Source organism: Citrobacter sp. Cpo065 (genome assembly GCF_030332805.1).
GTDB lineage: Bacteria > Pseudomonadota > Gammaproteobacteria > Enterobacterales > Enterobacteriaceae > Citrobacter > Citrobacter portucalensis.
In genome coordinates this window covers 23,151-41,088 of the sequence record NZ_JAOWHC010000019.1, presented here as the reverse complement: position 1 = coordinate 41,088, position 17,938 = coordinate 23,151, and the positions used below count along the sequence as shown (strand labels likewise).

At 53.3% G+C, this 17,938-nt stretch carries 22 protein-coding genes; 6 read left to right on the top strand and 16 right to left on the bottom strand.

What is annotated here, in order from left to right; all coding sequences use genetic code 11:
- Positions 1–33: 33 nt before the first annotated feature.
- Entirely contained in the window at positions 34–414 is a 381-nt protein-coding gene (locus tag OGY68_RS00890; RefSeq protein WP_032934267.1) for a winged helix-turn-helix transcriptional regulator, read from the bottom strand.
- Positions 415–504: 90 nt separating this feature from the next.
- Here OGY68_RS00890 and OGY68_RS00885 point away from each other — a divergent pair, with 90 nt between their 5' ends.
- From OGY68_RS00885 to OGY68_RS00875, 3 genes are all read left to right on the top strand, one after another.
- The gene (locus OGY68_RS00885; RefSeq protein WP_057066573.1) at positions 505–1,353 is read left to right on the top strand and encodes an SDR family oxidoreductase; all 849 of its coding nucleotides are present in this window, start codon (positions 505–507) and stop codon (positions 1,351–1,353) included.
- Between the two features lie 81 nt (positions 1,354–1,434).
- A complete protein-coding gene (locus OGY68_RS00880) occupies positions 1,435–2,259 on the top strand; it encodes an AraC family transcriptional regulator (RefSeq protein ID WP_020996259.1) in 825 nt (274 codons plus the stop codon).
- Between the two features lie 76 nt (positions 2,260–2,335).
- On the top strand, positions 2,336–3,301 hold the full coding sequence (locus OGY68_RS00875) for a DMT family transporter (protein ID WP_020996260.1): 966 nt from the start codon (positions 2,336–2,338) through the stop codon (positions 3,299–3,301).
- 68 nt (positions 3,302–3,369) lie between these two features.
- Here OGY68_RS00875 and OGY68_RS00870 read toward each other — a convergent pair whose 3' ends face one another.
- Complete coding sequence (locus OGY68_RS00870; RefSeq protein ID WP_008786021.1) at positions 3,370–4,941, bottom strand: methyl-accepting chemotaxis protein; 1,572 nt, start codon at positions 4,939–4,941, stop codon at positions 3,370–3,372.
- 244 nt (positions 4,942–5,185) lie between these two features.
- On the opposite strand from OGY68_RS00870, the gene ytfE reads away from it, so the two are divergent.
- On the top strand, positions 5,186–5,848 hold the full coding sequence (gene ytfE, locus OGY68_RS00865) for an iron-sulfur cluster repair protein YtfE (protein WP_003025690.1): 663 nt from the start codon (positions 5,186–5,188) through the stop codon (positions 5,846–5,848).
- A 147-nt stretch (positions 5,849–5,995) separates the two neighbouring features.
- Here ytfE and cycA read toward each other — a convergent pair whose 3' ends face one another.
- Positions 5,996–7,405 (bottom strand): D-serine/D-alanine/glycine transporter, encoded by a 1,410-nt coding sequence (cycA, locus tag OGY68_RS00860; protein ID WP_008786019.1) that lies wholly within the window; start codon positions 7,403–7,405, stop codon positions 5,996–5,998.
- 308 nt (positions 7,406–7,713) lie between these two features.
- The gene (gene bamJ, locus OGY68_RS00855; protein ID WP_032934269.1) at positions 7,714–8,334 is read right to left on the bottom strand and encodes a BamJ family beta-barrel-assembly machinery protein; all 621 of its coding nucleotides are present in this window, start codon (positions 8,332–8,334) and stop codon (positions 7,714–7,716) included.
- A gap of 219 nt (positions 8,335–8,553) precedes the next feature.
- Here bamJ and OGY68_RS00850 point away from each other — a divergent pair, with 219 nt between their 5' ends.
- A complete protein-coding gene (locus OGY68_RS00850) occupies positions 8,554–9,204 on the top strand; it encodes a LysM-like peptidoglycan-binding domain-containing protein (protein ID WP_057066574.1) in 651 nt (216 codons plus the stop codon).
- A gap of 64 nt (positions 9,205–9,268) precedes the next feature.
- On the opposite strand, the gene OGY68_RS00845 is transcribed toward OGY68_RS00850, so the two are convergent.
- From OGY68_RS00845 to OGY68_RS00815, 6 genes are all read right to left on the bottom strand, one after another.
- Complete coding sequence (locus OGY68_RS00845; RefSeq protein WP_286616737.1) at positions 9,269–10,192, bottom strand: DMT family transporter; 924 nt, start codon at positions 10,190–10,192, stop codon at positions 9,269–9,271.
- Between the two features lie 142 nt (positions 10,193–10,334).
- Positions 10,335–10,784, bottom strand: coding sequence for a 50S ribosomal protein L9 (gene rplI, locus OGY68_RS00840; RefSeq protein ID WP_003025676.1), 450 nt, complete (start codon positions 10,782–10,784; stop codon positions 10,335–10,337).
- A gap of 41 nt (positions 10,785–10,825) precedes the next feature.
- A complete protein-coding gene (gene rpsR / locus OGY68_RS00835; protein WP_000135199.1) occupies positions 10,826–11,053 on the bottom strand; it encodes a 30S ribosomal protein S18 in 228 nt (75 codons plus the stop codon).
- Positions 11,054–11,057: 4 nt separating this feature from the next.
- Positions 11,058–11,372: a primosomal replication protein N gene (priB, locus tag OGY68_RS00830; protein WP_057066577.1), complete on the bottom strand. Its 315-nt coding sequence runs from the start codon at positions 11,370–11,372 to the stop codon at positions 11,058–11,060.
- Between the two features lie 6 nt (positions 11,373–11,378).
- Entirely contained in the window at positions 11,379–11,774 is a 396-nt protein-coding gene (gene rpsF, locus OGY68_RS00825) for a 30S ribosomal protein S6 (RefSeq protein WP_003025672.1), read from the bottom strand.
- Positions 11,775–11,932: 158 nt separating this feature from the next.
- Positions 11,933–12,697, bottom strand: a complete 765-nt coding sequence (locus OGY68_RS00815) for a TSUP family transporter (RefSeq protein WP_057066579.1) — start codon at positions 12,695–12,697, stop codon at positions 11,933–11,935.
- 299 nt (positions 12,698–12,996) lie between these two features.
- Between OGY68_RS00815 and yjfY the strand changes: the two genes are divergently transcribed.
- Positions 12,997–13,272 carry a DUF1471 family protein YjfY gene (gene yjfY, locus OGY68_RS00810; protein WP_286616735.1) on the top strand — a complete coding sequence of 92 codons (276 nt, stop codon included), beginning with the start codon at positions 12,997–12,999 and terminating at the stop codon, positions 13,270–13,272.
- 131 nt (positions 13,273–13,403) lie between these two features.
- On the opposite strand, the gene OGY68_RS00805 is transcribed toward yjfY, so the two are convergent.
- The 6 genes from OGY68_RS00805 to ulaA are packed head-to-tail and all read right to left on the bottom strand — an operon-like array spanning position 13,404 to position 17,814.
- Complete coding sequence (locus OGY68_RS00805) at positions 13,404–14,090, bottom strand: L-ribulose-5-phosphate 4-epimerase (protein WP_057066581.1); 687 nt, start codon at positions 14,088–14,090, stop codon at positions 13,404–13,406.
- Positions 14,090–14,944, bottom strand: coding sequence for an L-ribulose-5-phosphate 3-epimerase (locus OGY68_RS00800; protein ID WP_003830452.1), 855 nt, complete (start codon positions 14,942–14,944; stop codon positions 14,090–14,092). The genes OGY68_RS00805 and OGY68_RS00800 overlap by 1 nt, the downstream gene beginning before the upstream one ends.
- A gap of 9 nt (positions 14,945–14,953) precedes the next feature.
- A complete protein-coding gene (ulaD, locus tag OGY68_RS00795) occupies positions 14,954–15,604 on the bottom strand; it encodes a 3-keto-L-gulonate-6-phosphate decarboxylase UlaD (RefSeq protein ID WP_003025660.1) in 651 nt (216 codons plus the stop codon).
- A 13-nt stretch (positions 15,605–15,617) separates the two neighbouring features.
- Positions 15,618–16,085: a PTS ascorbate transporter subunit IIA gene (gene ulaC / locus OGY68_RS00790; protein WP_057066583.1), complete on the bottom strand. Its 468-nt coding sequence runs from the start codon at positions 16,083–16,085 to the stop codon at positions 15,618–15,620.
- Between the two features lie 10 nt (positions 16,086–16,095).
- Positions 16,096–16,401: a PTS ascorbate transporter subunit IIB gene (gene ulaB, locus OGY68_RS00785; RefSeq protein WP_003025655.1), complete on the bottom strand. Its 306-nt coding sequence runs from the start codon at positions 16,399–16,401 to the stop codon at positions 16,096–16,098.
- Between the two features lie 15 nt (positions 16,402–16,416).
- The gene (gene ulaA / locus OGY68_RS00780) at positions 16,417–17,814 is read right to left on the bottom strand and encodes a PTS ascorbate transporter subunit IIC (RefSeq protein ID WP_003830456.1); all 1,398 of its coding nucleotides are present in this window, start codon (positions 17,812–17,814) and stop codon (positions 16,417–16,419) included.
- Positions 17,815–17,938 lie beyond the last annotated feature (124 nt).

Here is a 17,938-nt window from a genome sequence, read left to right as displayed (position 1 = left end):
GCGGCGCAATAGCGTCTTATCCGGCCTACAAAACTACGCAGCCCGTTCGTCCCGCTGCGCTAAAACCTGCGGCAAATTCAGTTCTATCCAGTCCGCAAGCGCGGCGACTTTATCGCTCACCTGCTCACCCAACGGCGTCAGGCTATACTCCACGTGCGGCGGCACCACCGGATACGACACCCGATTGATAAACCCGTCATGTTCTAACGCTTGCAGGGATTGCGCCAGCATCTTTTCACTGACCCCGCCCATCTTACGGCGCAAATCGCTGAAACGGTGCGTACCGTCGCGCAGCGCCACCAGAATCAACACGCCCCAGCGGCTGGTGACGTGTTTTAACACCTCACGGGAGGGACACTGTTCGGCAAACAAGTTGCCATCGCGTAACTGCTGGGAGAGCGTCGATGCTGTCATTTTCATACTAACCTTTTTGTGCGTACTTACTAAAAGTAAGTTTAGGTGTTAGCGTGATTAAACACAAGACCAATACCAAGGAGTCACCCCATGATCGCAATTACCGGCGCCACCGGCCAACTGGGCCAACACGTTATTGAATCTCTGCTGAAAACCGTTCCTGCCAGCCAGATTGTGGCAATTGTGCGTAATCCCGCTAAAGCGACGGCGCTTAGCCAGCAGGGCATTACCGTTCGTCAGGCGGATTACAGCGATGAAGCCGCCTTTACAACTGCCTTACAGGGTATCGACAAACTACTGCTAATCTCCTCCAGCGAAGTGGGACAACGCGCCCCGCAGCATCGCAACGTGATTAACGCAGCGAAAGCCGCGCACGTGAAATTCATCGCCTACACCAGCCTGCTGCACGCCGACACCTCCCCGCTGGGGCTGGCTGATGAGCATGTGGCAACCGAGAAGATGCTGGCTGAATCCGGTATCGCCTACGCGCTGCTGCGTAACGGCTGGTACACCGAAAACTATCTCGCCAGCGCACCGGCTGCACTGGAACACGGCGTGTTTATCGGGGCTGCAGGTGAAGGCAAAATTGCCTCAGCGACCCGCGCCGACTATGCCGCTGCCGCCGCGCGCGTCATCAGTGAAGACGGTCACGCCGGTAAAACTTATGAACTGGCGGGCGACGCAGGCTGGACCCTGAGCCAGTTGGCTGCCGAGCTGGCAAAACAGAGTGGTAAAAAAGTGGTGTATCAGAACCTGAGCGAAGCAGATTTTGCCGCCGCGCTAAAAGGTGTAGGCCTGCCTGCCGGGCTGGCGGACATGCTGGCTGACTCAGACACTGGCGCCTCCAAAGGTGGTCTGTTCGACGACAGCCATACGCTGAGCAAACTGATTGGTCGCCCGACCACCTCGTTGTCTGACAGCGTCAAAGGCATCGTGTAAGTGTTAAAAATTAGTTAATTGTGGTGGCATCCCCGCGCATCCTCTCTGATAATGACAGGATGATGCGTGGGGAGAGAAAACGTGCAAGGTGTACCTGAGCAGTTTATTGATGAGAAAGACAGCGCCCGCTTTCGCCATCTGGCGCAGGTGCCGGGCGTTGAGCTGTATCATGCACACATCTCGCGTTACGCTTTCGAGCCGCACACCCATGAAGCGTTTGGCATTGGCGCGATAGAAGCCGGAGCCGAACGTTTTCGCTATCGCGGCACGCAGTATGTTGCCCCCGCCCATTCCGTCGTCACCATGAATCCCGATGAGCTGCATACCGGCGAGGCCGAAACCGCCGACGGCTGGCGCTATCGGATGATTTATCTTGAACCCGATCTTCTGGAAGAGGTCACCGGGATCCGCCACTGGTGGTTTCATGACGTAACGCGTCACGATCCGCTGCGCTCGCGCCAGATCTGCTCGCTGATCCACGGCCTGTGGAACACGGAGGATCCGCTGGCGCAAAAAGGCCTTCTACTCGATCTGATCGACACGTTCCAGCCGCTGGCCCGCCATGCGCCAGTATTAACGGAGGGGGCGCATCGCTTTGAACGGGTACGTGAGTATCTGCACGATAATTATATGCATCCGGTCACGCTCGACGAGCTGGCGCGGGTTGCATCGCTGAGTCCCTGGCATTTTCAGCGCCAGTTTAAGTCTCATTTCCACGTCACGCCGCACCAGATGCTGATGGCGATCCGGCTGTGGCGAGCCAAAGGTTTTCTCACTTACGGTATGCCCGCCGCAGAGGTCGCCGCCGCAACCGGCCTCACCGACCAGTCGCATCTCACCCGCGCGTTTACCCATCGCTACGGCATTACGCCGGTGCGTTATCAGAAACAAGTCGTCCGGCGTTGATCAGCAATCTCATACAATACGGCAGCATTTTTCCTGCCTACACTCGACGTATTGTTAAACGATGTGGATGTCCAAAATGATTAGCGGTGTGTTGTATGCCCTGTTGGCCGGGCTGATGTGGGGATTAATTTTTGTTGGACCGCTGATCGTACCGGAATACCCGGCGGTATTGCAGTCGATGGGGCGTTATCTGGCGCTGGGGCTGATCGCATTGCCGATTGCCTGGCTGGGACGTGCGCGCCTGCGTCAACTCGTGCGGAAAGACTGGGTAACTGCGCTGACGCTAACAATGATGGGGAATCTGATTTATTACGTTTGCCTGGCAAGCGCCATCCAGCGCACCGGCGCACCGGTCTCCACGATGATTATTGGTACATTGCCGGTGGTGATCCCAGTCTTCGCTAACCTGCTCTACAGCCAGCGTGACGGCAAATTATCATGGTGGCGTCTGTCGCCTGCGCTGGTATTGATTGGTATAGGACTGCTGTGCGTGAATATCTCGGAGCTGAATCAGGGGTTACCAGACTTTAGTGGCTGGCGTTATGGTTCCGGCATCGCGCTGGCGCTTGTCTCGGTGGTGTGTTGGGCATGGTACGCGCTGCGTAATGCCCGCTGGCTGCGCGAGAATCCGGATAAGCACCCGATGATGTGGGCGACGGCCCAGGCTCTGGTAACGTTGCCCGTTTCTCTGCTCGGTTACATTGCCGCCTGCCTGTGGCTTAACGGGCAAACGCCGGACTTCGCTCTACCCTTCGGTCCGCGTCCGGGCGTGTTTATCGGTCTGATGATAGCCATTGCGGTATTGTGTTCGTGGGTTGGCGCACTGTGCTGGAACGTCGCCAGCCAAAAATTACCGACGGTGATCCTCGGCCCGCTGATTGTCTTCGAAACGCTGGCCGGTTTGTTGTACACCTTTATTCTGCGTCAGGAATTTCCACCTCTGCTGACGGTTAGCGGTATTGCGCTGCTGATGGTTGGGGTGGTGATAGCCGTCAGAGCCAAGCCGCAGAAACCGAGCATCGTGGTGGTTTCACAATCATAATGTGCCGGATGGCACTGCTTATCCGGCCTACAAGGACTGTACGATCTCATGTAGGCCGGATAAGGCGTTTACGCCGCCATCCGGCGCGACACCTTAAACACCGCTACCGTCTGGTTCAACCGCGCGGCCTGCTCTTCAAGCGCAGCAGCGGCGGAAGCGGATTCTTCTACCAGCGAGGCGTTTTGCTGCGTGACGCGATCCATTTCGGCAACCGCCTGGCCTACCTGATCGATACCCCGACTCTGTTCATCAGAGGCCGAGGCAATCTCGCCCATGATATCGGTCACGCGAGTCACGGCGCTAACTATTTCCGCCATCGTTTCGCCCGCTTCATGCACCAGCGCCGTACCGGCATTGACCCGATTCCCTGAGTCATCTATCAGCGCTTTGATCTCCTTCGCCGCCTGAGCGCTACGCTGCGCCAGCGTCCGAACCTCGCCTGCGACCACGGCAAATCCGCGCCCCTGCTCGCCCGCACGCGCCGCTTCCACCGCCGCGTTTAGCGCAAGGATATTGGTCTGGAAGGCAATACCGTCGATAACATTGGTAATTTGCGCGATTTTGCTGGAACTGGTGGCGATTTCATCCATCGTACGCACCACACCATCAACCACGGTTCCGCCTTTTTGCGCCGTCTGTGAAGCATTTTTTGCCAGACTGGTCGCCTGACGCGCGTTATCTGCGTTCTGTCTCACGGTTGCGGTAAGTTGTTCCATGCTGGCTGCGGTCTCTTCCAGAGAGGCGGCCTGCTGCTCGGTACGTGAAGAGAGATCGTTACTGCCTGCGGCGATTTCACCCGCGCCGGTATAGATGGTATCGGCCCCGTCACGCACCACGCTGACCGTATTCGCCAGCGCCTGCTGCATGTCACGGACGTTGCTTGCCAGCAGCGCCATTTCATTACTGCCGTCGGCGCTGATGGGGTGCGTCAAATCGCCTGCGGCAATGTGGCGAATATGCCCCATCACCTCGTGGAGCGGCTTGAGCAGCACTCGCTGCATCGCCAGCCAACTGGCGATAATCACGGTGACGACAATCAGCATCACCGCGGACAGCAGCCAGATTATCTTCTGGTAATCACTCTCATTGTCCTGCACTCCGGCAGTGGCCAGCGCCGTTTGCGCGCTACGCCATTGCCGATAAACTTCCTGCATGGCCGTTTGCTTTTGCTCGGCATTCTGCTTAAACATCTCTTCCAGCTTTCCTTCAGCCAGCAGCGCGTTCATTTTTGCCAGCGTCGCAGAATAGATGCCGTACTGCTCTTCCAGTCGATCGGCCAGATGCTCATCCAGCCCCGGCGTTTCAGGCAGAGCGTAGTATTTATCGTAATGCTCTTTCGATTCGGCCAACAGGCGATTTGCCGTGTTCACCAGCTCCTGCAACTGACCGCCGTTAATATCGCTGGCCATGGTTCCCTGTAAACGCAGCATGCCCCGGTTGAGCGTGACGCGAGCCTGGTTCAGGCTAATCCACGCATCGGTAAACTCGGCCACGTTCTGGCTGGAAAGTTGAGACACGTTAAAGTTCTGCTTATCGTTATTGAGTGCGCCAATAAAGACGCCCGCGGAGATGAGCTGCATTGCGCCCAGCGCGAGTAACACGGTGATAAGTAAGGTTATCACTTTGATTCGTTTGAACATCTGTAGCCTTTTATTATGCAGGTATTGTCTGAGGTCTAACTATCGGCAGCGGCGTGCGCTTATTTAATCCTATCGTGCGGCTTTTTTCGCCGTACTTCTCCTTTCCAATAAGATTCAGCATCTTAACGAGATAAGAAATTTTCGTGACGCCCATCACAAAACACCCCACCCCGAAAGGGTTATATCCTTCGCCATAAGTTGCATTTAAAATGCATCTTATATTATTGAGAATGAGGTAACGGCAATGTCTTATCGCGATCAACCTTTAGGTGAACTGGCGCTCTCTATTCCTCGCGCTTCGGCCCTGTTTCGTAAATACGATATGGATTACTGCTGCGGCGGTAAGCAAACGCTGGCACGCGCTGCCGCGCGTAAAGAGCTGGATTTAGACGTTATTGAGGCGCAGCTCGCGCAGCTGGCTGAACAGCCGCTGGAGAAAGACTGGCGTACCGTGGCTCTGGCTGAAATCATCGACCATATCATCGTGCGTTATCACGACAGACACCGCGAACAGCTGCCGGAGCTGATCCTGCAGGCCACTAAAGTTGAACGCGTTCACGCAGACAAACCGAACGTACCGCGCGGTCTGGCGAAAAACCTGACCATGCTGCATGAAGAGCTGTCCAGCCACATGATGAAAGAAGAACAGATCCTGTTCCCGATGATCAAACAGGGCATGGGTAGCCAGGCGATGGGGCCAATCAGCGTGATGGAAAGCGAACATGACGATGCGGGTGAACTGGTGGAAGTGATCAAACACATCACCCATAACGTAACGCCGCCACCAGAGGCCTGCACTACCTGGAAAGCCATGTATAACGGCATTAACGAGATGATCGACGACCTGATGGAACACATCAGCCTGGAAAACAATGTGTTGTTCCCGCGTGCCCTCGCAGGTGAATAAAAAAGCCCGGTGGCGCTAGCGCTTACCGGGCCTACAACGACCTCAAACGTAGGCCTGATAAGGCGAAGCCGCATCAGGCAATCCCGCCAGCATAGTGCCGGATGCGGCGTAAACGCCTTATCCGGCCAACATCTCACTGCTTAGCGATTATCGCACGCCTGCCATACGTTTCTTACCGATAAACAACCAGCCCAGACCCAGCGCGATGAACCACAGCGGCGTGACGATCAGCGCCTGACGGGTATCATCTTCCAGCGTCAGCAGTACCAGTACGAAGACGAAAAACGCCATACATACCCAGCACATCAGCTTGCCTAACGGCATCTTGTAGATTGATTTTTCATGCAGGTGAGGACGCTGCTTGCGGTACACCAGGTACGAGCAAAGAATGATGGTCCAGACGAACATGAACAGAATCGCCGATACAGTGGTGATCATGGTGAAGGCGCCAATCACGCTCGGGTTCACGTACAGCATCACCACGCCGCCCAGCAGACAGATACAGGAGAAGGTTAAACCCTTCGCCGGAACTGCGCGTTTAGACAGCTTGGCAAACGCTTTAGGCGCAACGCCTTCCTGCGCCAGACCGAACAGCATACGGCTGGTAGAGAACACGCCGCTGTTTGCAGAAGAGGCAGCTGAAGTCAGCACCACAAAGTTGATCAGACTCGCCGCAGCAGGTAGACCAACCAGCACAAACAGTTCAACGAATGGGCTCTTGGTTGGTACTACCGAGCTCCACGGCGTGACGGACATAATCACGATCAGCGCGAACACGTAGAACATGATGATACGGATTGGAATCGAGTTAATGGCGCGCGGCAGAGATTTCTCCGGATCCTTGGTTTCTGCTGCGGTCGTACCCACCAGCTCAATACCCACAAATGCGAACACCGCTATCTGGAAGCCGGCAAAGAAGCCGCTCAGACCTTTCGGGAACCAGCCACCGTCATTCCACAGATGCGTGAACGATGCCTGAACGCCGGTTGGTGACTGGAAGTGCGTCAGCACCATCACCAGACCGACGACAATCAGGCCGATGATGGCGACGATTTTGATCATCGCAAACCAGAACTCCATCTCACCAAACATTTTTACAGTGGCAAGGTTGAGGCTCAGCAGCAGCACAATCACCGCCAGCGAGGCGACCCAGTCTGACAGTTCGGGGAACCAGAATTGCGCATACGCGGTAATCGCGACAACGTCTGCCATTCCGGTAACGACCCAGCAGAACCAGTAGGTCCAGCCGGTAAAATACCCGGCCCATGGCCCGAGCAGGTCGGAGGCGAAATCACTAAACGATTTGTACTCCAGATTCGAGAGCAGCAATTCACCCATTGCGCGCATCACGAAAAACAGCATAAAACCGATGATCATATACACAAAGATGATCGACGGTCCGGCGAGACTGATGGTTTTACCGGAGCCCATAAACAGGCCAGTACCGATAGCGCCACCAATAGCAATAAGTTGAATATGACGGTTTGTGAGATTGCGCCGTAGCGACTGTTCAGACGACGCCTCTTCAGCGGTGTCGACTTTTACCTGATCTACCATGTTTTTTCTTCCTGTACCTGTCTGTGTTGTTCAGGCTCTACGGCCTTTAGTGTGTCTATGATACGACGATCCTGTTATCAGGACTCATCGATATTAGGTAAGAATTGGCGGGATGAATACTAAGATTTAGATATAATGTTAATTTAATGTTTAAAGTGAGTGTCATATCACTCTGATAGCGCGAATCAGCTCACAAAAATACACACTGACGGGGCATTTGCAAGATAAAATATCGACAACGACGTAACTATAGCTTTTCACGCTATTTTTTTGCTCCCCCCGGCCTCGGGGGGAACAGAAGTCACTGCTTACAGGATCTCAAGCAGCTCAACTTCGAACACCAGCGTGCTGAACGGAGGAATGGACGCGCCAGCACCACGCTCGCCGTAAGCCAGTTCCTGAGGAATAGTCAGTTCCCATTTGGAACCTACCGGCATCAGGGTCAGCGCTTCAATCCAGCCTGGGATTACGCCGTTAACCGGGAATTCAGCCGGTTCGCCACGTGCGACAGAGCTGTCAAACACGGTACCGTCGATCAGCTTACCGGTGTAGTGCACGCGAACGCGGTCAGTACGTGCCGGAATAGCACCTTCCCCCTGGGTCAGAACACGGAACTGCAAACCAGATTCAGTGCTGTTCACACCGTCTTTCTCACGGTTTTCTTCCAGATATTTGACGCCATCAGCCGCCATAGCCTGGAAACGCTCGCGACGAACTGCATCAGCACGTTCGTGGATTTCACGCAGTGCGCGATGCACAACATCAACCGGCACTGCCGGGTGCTTACCTTCCAGCGCGTCAGCGATACCCGCTACCAGCGCTTCAGGCAACAGTCCTTCTAGTCCGGATTCGCTCAGCTGTTGTCCTACCTGCAAACCAATGCCGTAGCTTGCTTGCGCTTCGATAGTGTCAAAAGTCGGGTTAGCCATCATATTTCCTTTCATCGGATGTAAAGTAGCGGGCAGCATATCAGCCATGCCGCATCCGGTAAAACTTTGTCTCGGGAACAGATGACAAATCGCGAGGAAACATAAACAATAGGAATATCCCGCGTTGACGTCACGAAAGCGGGTAATATGACGAACATCATAGCGTTAGCCATCTATACTCTATGATCGAGGAACGAGACGCGGAGCAGGAGGAAAGCCATGCCCGGGCGCTTTGAATTAAAACCAACCCTGGCGAAAATCTGGCATGCACCGGACAATTTTCGCATTATGGACCCGCTACCGCCTATGCACCGCCGCGGCATTATTATTGCTGCTATTGTGTTGGTGATAGGTTTCCTGCTCCCTTCCAGTGACACCAGCGATACCCCTGTGGTGACGCGTACTGCCCAGCTGGATTTACAGTCACAGTCGCAGCCACCGACCGAGGCTCAGCTACAGGCACAGCTTGTCCCGCCGCAAAATGATCCCGGCCAGGTCGCTCCGGTTGCGCCAGAGCCAATCCAGGAAAGCGAACCTGATGCGCAGCCTCAGGTCCAGCAATCTCAGCCTCAGACACAACCTTTCCAACAGGATAGCGGAATTGACCAGCAGTGGCGCTCCTACCGCGTAGACTCAGGTAAAACGCTGGCGCAGGTATTCCGTGACCATAACCTCCCGCCAACCGATGTGTATGCGATGGCACAGGTTGAAGGTGCCGGAAAACCACTGAGCAATCTGAAAGACGGTCAGATGATACAGATCAGGCAGAATGCCAATGGCGTGGTGACGGGATTAACCATTGATACCGGGAATGGTCAGCAGGTACTGTTTACCCGCCAGCCTAACGGCAGTTTTATCCGCGCCCGTTAAGCACTGTGACCCCGCGATTCCAGGCCTGATAAGAGATAGCGCCATCAGGCATCAAGGTGAAACGTCAGCGTTTCACCTTGTTCACCCACCAGATCCCCGAACACACCAGCACCAGCGCTACCGCATATTTCCATTCGAGAATGTTTTCACCGAGGAATATTACCGACAGCACTGCACCCGAAACCGGGATCAGGAAGTTAAACGGCGCAATCATCCCCACGCGATTATGCTTGAGCAGAATACTCCACAAGGCGAAAGCGACCGAAGAGAGTAACGTCAGGTAGCCGAGAATCGCCACCGAAGACGCACCGTGTACGGTTAGCGTGCCGCCAAAAGCGTAGCCGCCGATAACCAACGCCAGACCGCCACCGCCCAACTGGTACCCTGTCATTACCGTCGGGTCCACCGTCTGAGAAATACGTTTTCCATATAGCGTGGCAGCAGAGAGAATAAAGGCTGCCATCACTACTGAGCCGTCTCCTAACAGGCTGAAGCTAAAATCCATTCCGCTGCTAAAGTTCACCACCATTACACCGGTAAAGCCCAGAATACAGCCCAGCGCTTTGTTGTAGCTCAGTTTGTCGTTATGGTAGATAAAATGGGCCAGCAGCACGCTGAAGAAGGTCCCGGTCGCATTCATGATGGACCCTTTCACTCCCGTCGTGAACGCCAGGCCAATGTAGAAGAAGATATATTGCAGCGAGGTTTGCGTTAGTCCCAACAGCGTGAGTTGGCCGTACTGACGCGGGCTTAACCGGCCAATCGGTTTACGCTGCGCTACCGCCAGCAGTAGCAGCAATAATCCCGCAAACAGAAAGCGATATCCGGCAAAGACAATCTTTGAGGGAATGTCATCCGTGGCAATCTGGAAGATCTCATATCCGCTTTTGATCGCCGGATAGGCGCTCCCCCACAGCAGGCAGCAGAACGCCGCGCTCAGGTAGACAACATTTTTACGCGCAAACAGAGGTTGGTGCGTTGGTTCCATTCCATCACCACTTTGAAATAATGTTTTATTTTTGTGATTATCCCGAAAAGGATAAAGAATAGCCAGAGAGAAAAGCGGGGGAACAGAAAAGCAAAACGCCGGCACAGGGCCGGCGCTTTTACGCGGTCATCAGAATAAAAACTTATTCTGCAACTACGTTTACAGTCAGCTTAGCAAACACTTCGCTGTGAACCTGGAAGCTCACTTCGTGCTCGCCAGTGGTACGCAGAACGCCGTTCGGCAGACGAACTTCGCTCTTAGCTACTTCAACGCCAGCTGCAGTTACAGCGTCAGCGATGTCGCGAGTACCGATGGAACCGAACAGTTTACCTTCGTCGCCAGCTTTAGACGCGATGGTTACGGTTTCCAGTGCGTTGATTTTCTCAGCACGAGCTTCAGCAGCGGACAGAACGTCAGCCAGTTTAGCTTCCAGCTCAGCGCGACGCGCTTCGAAAAATTCAACGTTTTTCTTGGTAGCAGGAACAGCTTTACCCTGTGGTACCAGGAAGTTACGAGCATAGCCCGCTTTAACGTTAACCTGATCACCCAGGCTACCCAGGTTTGCTACTTTATCAAGCAGAATAACTTGCATTACCTTATCCTCTCAAAGTCGTATTAATGGACCGTGACCGATTACTGATGACGATCAGTGTACGGCAGCAGGGACAGGTAGCGAGCGCGTTTGATAGCGCGAGCCAGCTGACGCTGGTATTTTGCACGGGTACCGGTGATACGGCTTGGGACAATCTTACCGCTTTCGGTGATGTAGTTTTTCAGCGTAGCGATATCTTTATAGTCGATCTCTTGAACGCCTTCCGCGGTGAAACGGCAGAACTTGCGACGACGGAAATAACGTGCCATATGGCTAGTCTCCAGAATCTATCAATTCAATCTGCTCGGCATGCAGAACCATTTTGCTCAGGCCGTTCTTTGCCTTGTGGCAAGAGATGAACCCCTGAACGGTCACTGCGCTACCGACCGTTATACTGTGAGTAATGGCCTGGTTTTCTTGTCCGCTAATAATAACGGGCATTTGGCACCACGCCTGCCGGTGAAATCCGGCTTCCTCCTGCACAGAACGATGCTCAAGCACGAACTGGCAATGAGGAATTCCTGATGGACTGACCTTTCGAAGGGGGGCCCTGCACACAGTGCCGGACAACACCAGACGGTTGGTCATCAGAAATTACTCTTCAGAATCCCCAGCTTCAGCATCATCTGCGGTTTCGTTAGCGAAATCATCGCGACGTTCACGACGCTCGTCTTTCGCTTTAACCATCGGAGATGCTTCGGTAACAGCGTGTTTAGTACGCATAACCATGCTGCGGATAACGGCATCGTTGAAGCGGAAGGTAGTTTCCAGCTCATCGATCACTTCCTGCGGCGCTTCAACGTTCATCAGAACGTAGTGAGCTTTGTGCAGTTTGTTGATCGGGTAAGCCAGCTGACGGCGGCCCCAGTCTTCCAGACGGTGGATCGTGCCTTCTGCACCAGTGATGGCAGCAGTGTAGCGTTCGATCATACCCGGAACCTGTTCGCTCTGGTCAGGATGGACCATAAAAACGATTTCGTAATGACGCATCGAATTGCTCCTTACGGATTATTCAGCCTCCTGTCTGGGTCAGCCGAGGCCCATGGAGGCAAGGAACGTGTTAAAGGTCGGCTGAAAAATGACGCGTCATAATACTGGGGTCAGCAGGTAAACTCAAGGTGCTTGTACGATTATTTATCATGTCGCCATTAATACATATCCAGCAGCATTTTGATGCTGATACAAATGGAGACAATGACAATCATGGGTCGGATGACTTTCTTACCGCGCGTCAGTACGACTGTCGCACCAAGACGTGCGCCAAGGGATTGCCCTGCAAACATCACCAAACCCAGCGACCAGATCATTTTACCGCCGAAAATGAAGAACAAAATCGAGGCGATGTTCGACGCCAGGTTAATAAAATTCGAGTGGATTTGCGCTTTATCAATACTGTATCCCCACAGCAGAATATAGCTGAGGGTATAAAAGGAACCTGCCCCTGCACCGAGAAAGCCATCATAAAAACCAATACATCCCCCACCGATCAACGAGAAGAGAAACAGGGATACCTGCTGCTTTCTTTTCGGTTCGCTAAGGTTTGGCGCAAAAATAAAGTAAATGGCGACTGCGATAATCAGGATTGGGAGCAGTTTCTTCAGCAGTTCCGGTTCAATGAACTGGATAAGCGTCGTTCCCAGCGCAGAACCGATAAAGGCAGATAAAAACACATACTTGTGCTCCTGCACGTTGATATGTCCTCGGCGTAAAAAGTAAATTCCGGAGGTCAGCGAGCTACCCAGAGCCTGAATTTTATTGGTTGCCAGCGCATTAGCCGGGGGTAAACCAGAAATTAAGAGTGCGCCAATAGAGAGAAATCCACCACCACCCGACACCACGTTAATAAAGCCAGCCACCAGCGCGACCATAAACATAACTACGAAATAGCTGAGATCCATGAATGAAGTATCCATAAGTTTTTGCCTTATTATCATAAAGTTATATTAATTATCCGGCTCACTATAAACGGCGTACTCACCCGATTAAATTGACTATTTGGTAAGAGCTTATGCGCGAAAGGCAGGTATTTTTTCACCGCAGCGGTATACACCAGCAGACTGTTAATTAAAGAAAAGATGGTTATGCGGTAATTTTTTGAACAACTGCATCAGAAATGGTCGCTATCGACTGCGCTGGTAGCGGTTAAAATTACATCAGAAGTTAATCACTCACAGGAGAGAGGCAACCAGAGACCGCAGTCGAGGAGGTACATATGCGAGCCCGTGTTTTGACCCTTCTGGCTGTGCTTTTGCTCAGTGCAAATGCAACGGCAGCCATCAAAATTGATAACCATCAGGCCTGGAACATGGATGATGTGCAGAGCTTAGGCGTCATTTACATAAATCATAACTTCGCCACTGAAAGTGAAGCCACTCAGGCCCTGAATGAAGAGACCGATGCGCAAGGCGCAACCTACTACCACGTGATCCTCACCAGGGAACCCGGTAGTAACGGAAATATGCACGCCAGTGCAGATATTTATCGTTAACACCAGAAATAACCAACGAGAACATTGCCACAGTTTGACTTGCCCCCTTCACTGGGGGCTTTTTTTGCAAAACAATCCCGAAGCCAGACCGATCTCATCCCCATGAAGAGTTGGCTCCGGAACGTTTTTTCCTACTTCTGCCCGTAATAGGCATTTGGGCCGTGCTTACGCATGAAGTGCTTATTCATCAGATAACTGTCGATAGCGCTGAGTGCCGGATTAATGCCACGCGCAATCCATGCCATTTTTGCCACTTCTTCCATCACCACCGCGTTATGTACCGCGTCATGAGCGTCTTTGCCCCAAGCAAACGGGCCATGTTGGTACACCACTACGCCTGGCGTATGCAAAGGTTCCACCTCCCCCAGCGTTTCAACAATCACCCTGCCGGTATTCAGCTCATACTCATCCTGAACTTCCGCTTCAGTTAACGCCCGGGTGCAGGGGATATCACCAAAGAAGTAGTCCGCATGCGTCGTGCCTAGCGCAGGAATTGCCAGACCTGCCTGCGCCCATGCCGTCGCGTGGGTTGAGTGGGTATGCACCACGCCGCCAAGAGAGGAATAGCGACGATACAGCGCCAGATGGGTGGCGGTATCGGAAGAAGGACGATAGCGTCCTTCCACCACGTTGCCGTGCAGATCCACAACCACCATGTCGTCCACTGTCATTGTCTGGTAGTCGACGCCGCTGGGCTTAATCACCACCATCCCGCGTTCGCGGTCGATGGCGCTGACATTACCCCAGGTAAACGTCACCAGCCCGTAGTGCGGCAGATCCATATTAGCCTCAAAAACCTGCTGTTTGAGTTTTTGCATTACACCGCCTCCACCAGACCGGCGCTGGCCATACGCGCTTTCACCCAGTCGCGCGCCTTCACCACTTCACGTGCCGGGTCGTCCGACGTTTCACTCCACATCTCAATCAGGTATGGCCCGCAATACCCACTCTGTTTGAGCGTCGCAAAACAACGTTCGAAATCGACAACCCCTTCACCAAACGGCACATTTTTGAATACGCCGGGTTTGGTATCCTTCACGTGTACGGCAACAATATGGCCCATTCCCGCCTGCAGCTCCATCTGCACATCGTTGTCCCACGCCGACAAATTGCCGATATCGGGATACAGCTGGAACCACGGATTGTTGAGATAGTGAGCGTATCCCAGCGCCTTACTGATCGAATTCATCAGTGGATAATCCATGATTTCCATCGCCAGCGTCACCTGTGCACGGCTCGCCATCTCTACGCTTTCTTTCAGCCCATCGCGAAACCGACGACGCGTTTCGTTATTGGCCTGCTGGTAATAAACGTCGTAACCCGCCAGTTGAATAACGCGAATACCGATATCCTGCGCAAACTGAATCGCTTTACGCATGATCTCCAGCCCTTGTTCGCGTACCGCATCATCTTCACTGCCCAGCGGGAAACGTCGATGAGCGCTCAGGCACATGGACGGCACCCGTATCCCTGTCTCGGCGATAGCGGCCACCAGCGCCAGTCGCTGCTCGCGGTTCCAGTCAAGACGCGCCAGGCGAGCGTCGGTTTCATCAACCGACATTTCGACAAAGTCAAAGCCCAGTTCCTTCGCCAGCTGCAAGCGCTCCAGCCAGCACTCCCCGCCGGGGAGTGCCTTTTCATAAATACCGAGCGGGACCTGTTTCGACAACATAGTCGCTCCTTATCCCCACAGCTGGGCGATAGAACGTTTGAACTGACGGGCCGCTTCCACCGGAGAGGCGGCATCGCGAATGCTGCGACCGGCAATAAATACGTGAATCGGAATTCCCTGGAACAGCGGCAGATCTTCCAACGCCAGACCGCCGGTGACGGTGACTTTAAATCCCATCTCGGACAGGCGTTTGATCGCGCTGATATCTGCCTCTCCCCACGCCACACCTGCTGCCTGCGCATCACGGCTGCGGTGATACACAACTTGCCCAATGCCCGCGTCACGCCACTCTTGCGCCTGCTCCCAGGTCCAGTAACCCGTCAGTTCAATCTGTACATCACCGTTAAATTCTTTCGCCACCTCCAGTGCCCCCTTGGTGGTGTTGATATCCGCACAGCAGATGACGGTGACCCAGTCAGCGTTGGCTTCGAAACACATGCGGGAGAGGATTTTTCCCGCATCGGCAATTTTGGCGTCCGCCAGCACAATTTTATGCGGGTAAAGCGCCTTTAGATCGCGAACGGCGCGCACGCCCTCTGCCACGCAAAGAATAGTGCCCACCTCAATGATATCGACCTCTTCGGCAATCAGACGCGTCGTTTCATACGCGGAAGACATTGATTGGTTATCCAGCGCAACCTGCAACATAGGTAATGACATTTTGTGTATCCTTTTAAACAGCCGCCGCAGTGGCGTTATCAATTAAATCCAACACTTCCTGCGCGGTGCGACAGGCGCGTAAACGGTCGAAATTGGCTTCGTCATCAAAGAGATTCACGATCTGCATGATGCCCACTTCCTGATGCGTGTTGGCATCAACTGCCGCCATCGTTATCAGAATATCGACCGGGTCGTTATCTTCGTGGTTAAACACCAGCGGCGTTTTCAGCGTCACCAGCGCAAAACCGGTTTTCTTAACTCCTTCCTCCGGACGGCCGTGCGGCATTGCCAGGCCTGGTGCAATCACAAAGTACGGGCCAAACTGCTCAACGCCATCAAGGATGGCCTGGTAGTAGCGTGGTTCAACCACATCAGCCTGAACCAACAGATCCACACCAAGCTTTACCGCTTCCTGCCAGGTACTGGCCTCGGCTTGCAAAAGGATGGAATTATTGTCTGCCAGCGAGTCACGTAATTTCATATGCCGCCCCTTACTTCACGTCCTGCGGGAAATGCGCTTTGATCACTTCCAGCAGTTTTGGTCCAAAATCGGCAGGAGACAGCATGTTGCGTACGCCGACGACATATTTATTGCCAGAAACGGTAATCTCACCGGCGATATGCGTAGAAGCGATGATGATATCCGCACCGCTCAGTTCACTTTTGTATTCACCCACGGCGCAGCTGTTTACCGTATGGTCAATATTTGACTGGGTTAAAAACTGGTCCACCTTCATTTTCATGATCATGGAACTGCCCTGCCCATTGCCACACACAGCCAGAATACGTACGGTCATAATCGGAACTCCTTATTAAGCAGAGTGTTCTGCCAGTTGTTTTTCTGCGTCTTCCTCAGCGCGCAACGTGCGTCCTGCGAAAAACATATAAGCCAGTGCAATCAAAATAATGACGGCCATAAACACGATGCCGATGGAGGCAAAGCCTTGCATCATCGGCGGTGCCAGAATTGACCAGTCCGCCATGCCCATCCAGGCGCTCATACCGGTGAGTTTCACCGCCCAAACGCAGCCGAAGATTTCGATCATCCCCATCACCAGGCAAATCTTGAGCGCCGCGCGCCAGCCGCCAAAGTGGTTAGCAAATACGCCGATAGTGGCGTTCGAGAAGAACATCGGGATAAAGCCTGGGATAATCAGGATGGAAGAGCCGCAGGCAACCAGAATACCTACCGCAATCAGTTGGCCGATGGTGCCCCACATAAAGCCCCAGACCACCGCGTTGGGGGCAAAGCTGTAAATCGCTGCGCAGTCGATAGCCAACACCGCGCCGGGGATCAGACGTTGAGAGATACCGTTGAACGCTTCTGAAAGTTCAGCAACGAACATACGTACGCCCTGGGTGATGATGAAGATAGCGACAGCAAACGAAAAACCGGTTTGCAGGATATAGACCGTCCAGTGGGTTTTACCCGCCATCGCCTGAACCACATCTATGCCGAAAGAGAGCAGGATCGCCCCGAAAAAGATGGTCATCACAATCGCGGTGGAAACGATGTTGTCATGGAAGATATTCAGCCAGCCTGGCAGCTTGAGATCTTCTACGCTCTCCTCTTTCTTACCCAGATACGGCGCGACTTTGTAAGCAATCCAGGAGGCGAACTGCTGCTGGTGACCGATGGAAAAACCACAGCCGTCAGTTACTTCCTGCGTCGGTTTGTACATCATATTGGAGGTAATGCCCCAGTAGAGCGACACCAGCACCGCGGTACAGATGATGGTGGTCCACATCGGGTAACCAAAGATGTAGAAAGAGACAGCAATCAGCCCCGCCTGCTGGAACATGATGTGCCCAGTCAGCATGATGGTTCGAATGCCGGTAATACGCCGTAGCAGTACGTAACAAATGTTCAGCGCCAGCGCTAACAGTACGGCGTACCCTACCCAACTGTAGGCATCCCCCATTCGTTCAATGGTTGCCATCATGGAGGCATAGGTATCGGAGATCGCGCCATTGATACCGTAAACCTCAGACATCTTCGCCACCACCGGTTTAAACGTGCTGGTCAGAATGCCCGACCCTGCCTGCAATAACATAAAACCGATAATCGTTTTGATCGTGCCTTTGATAATGACGCTGACACTTTTACGCAACAGGATGTAGCCGAGGCAGGTCACAATACCCAACAGCAACGGTGCATTGGTCATGACCTGATTAAAAAAGACGGTAAAGATGTTGTAGAGGATCTCCATAACGATCTCCAGTAGACGAAGTTGCTGAACATTCATTACAGATGCCCAGGATGTTGTGCCCTCACTCTAATTTTCAAAAGTAATCACAACAAGATTGAATTTGATTAAATGTGATGAAGTACGC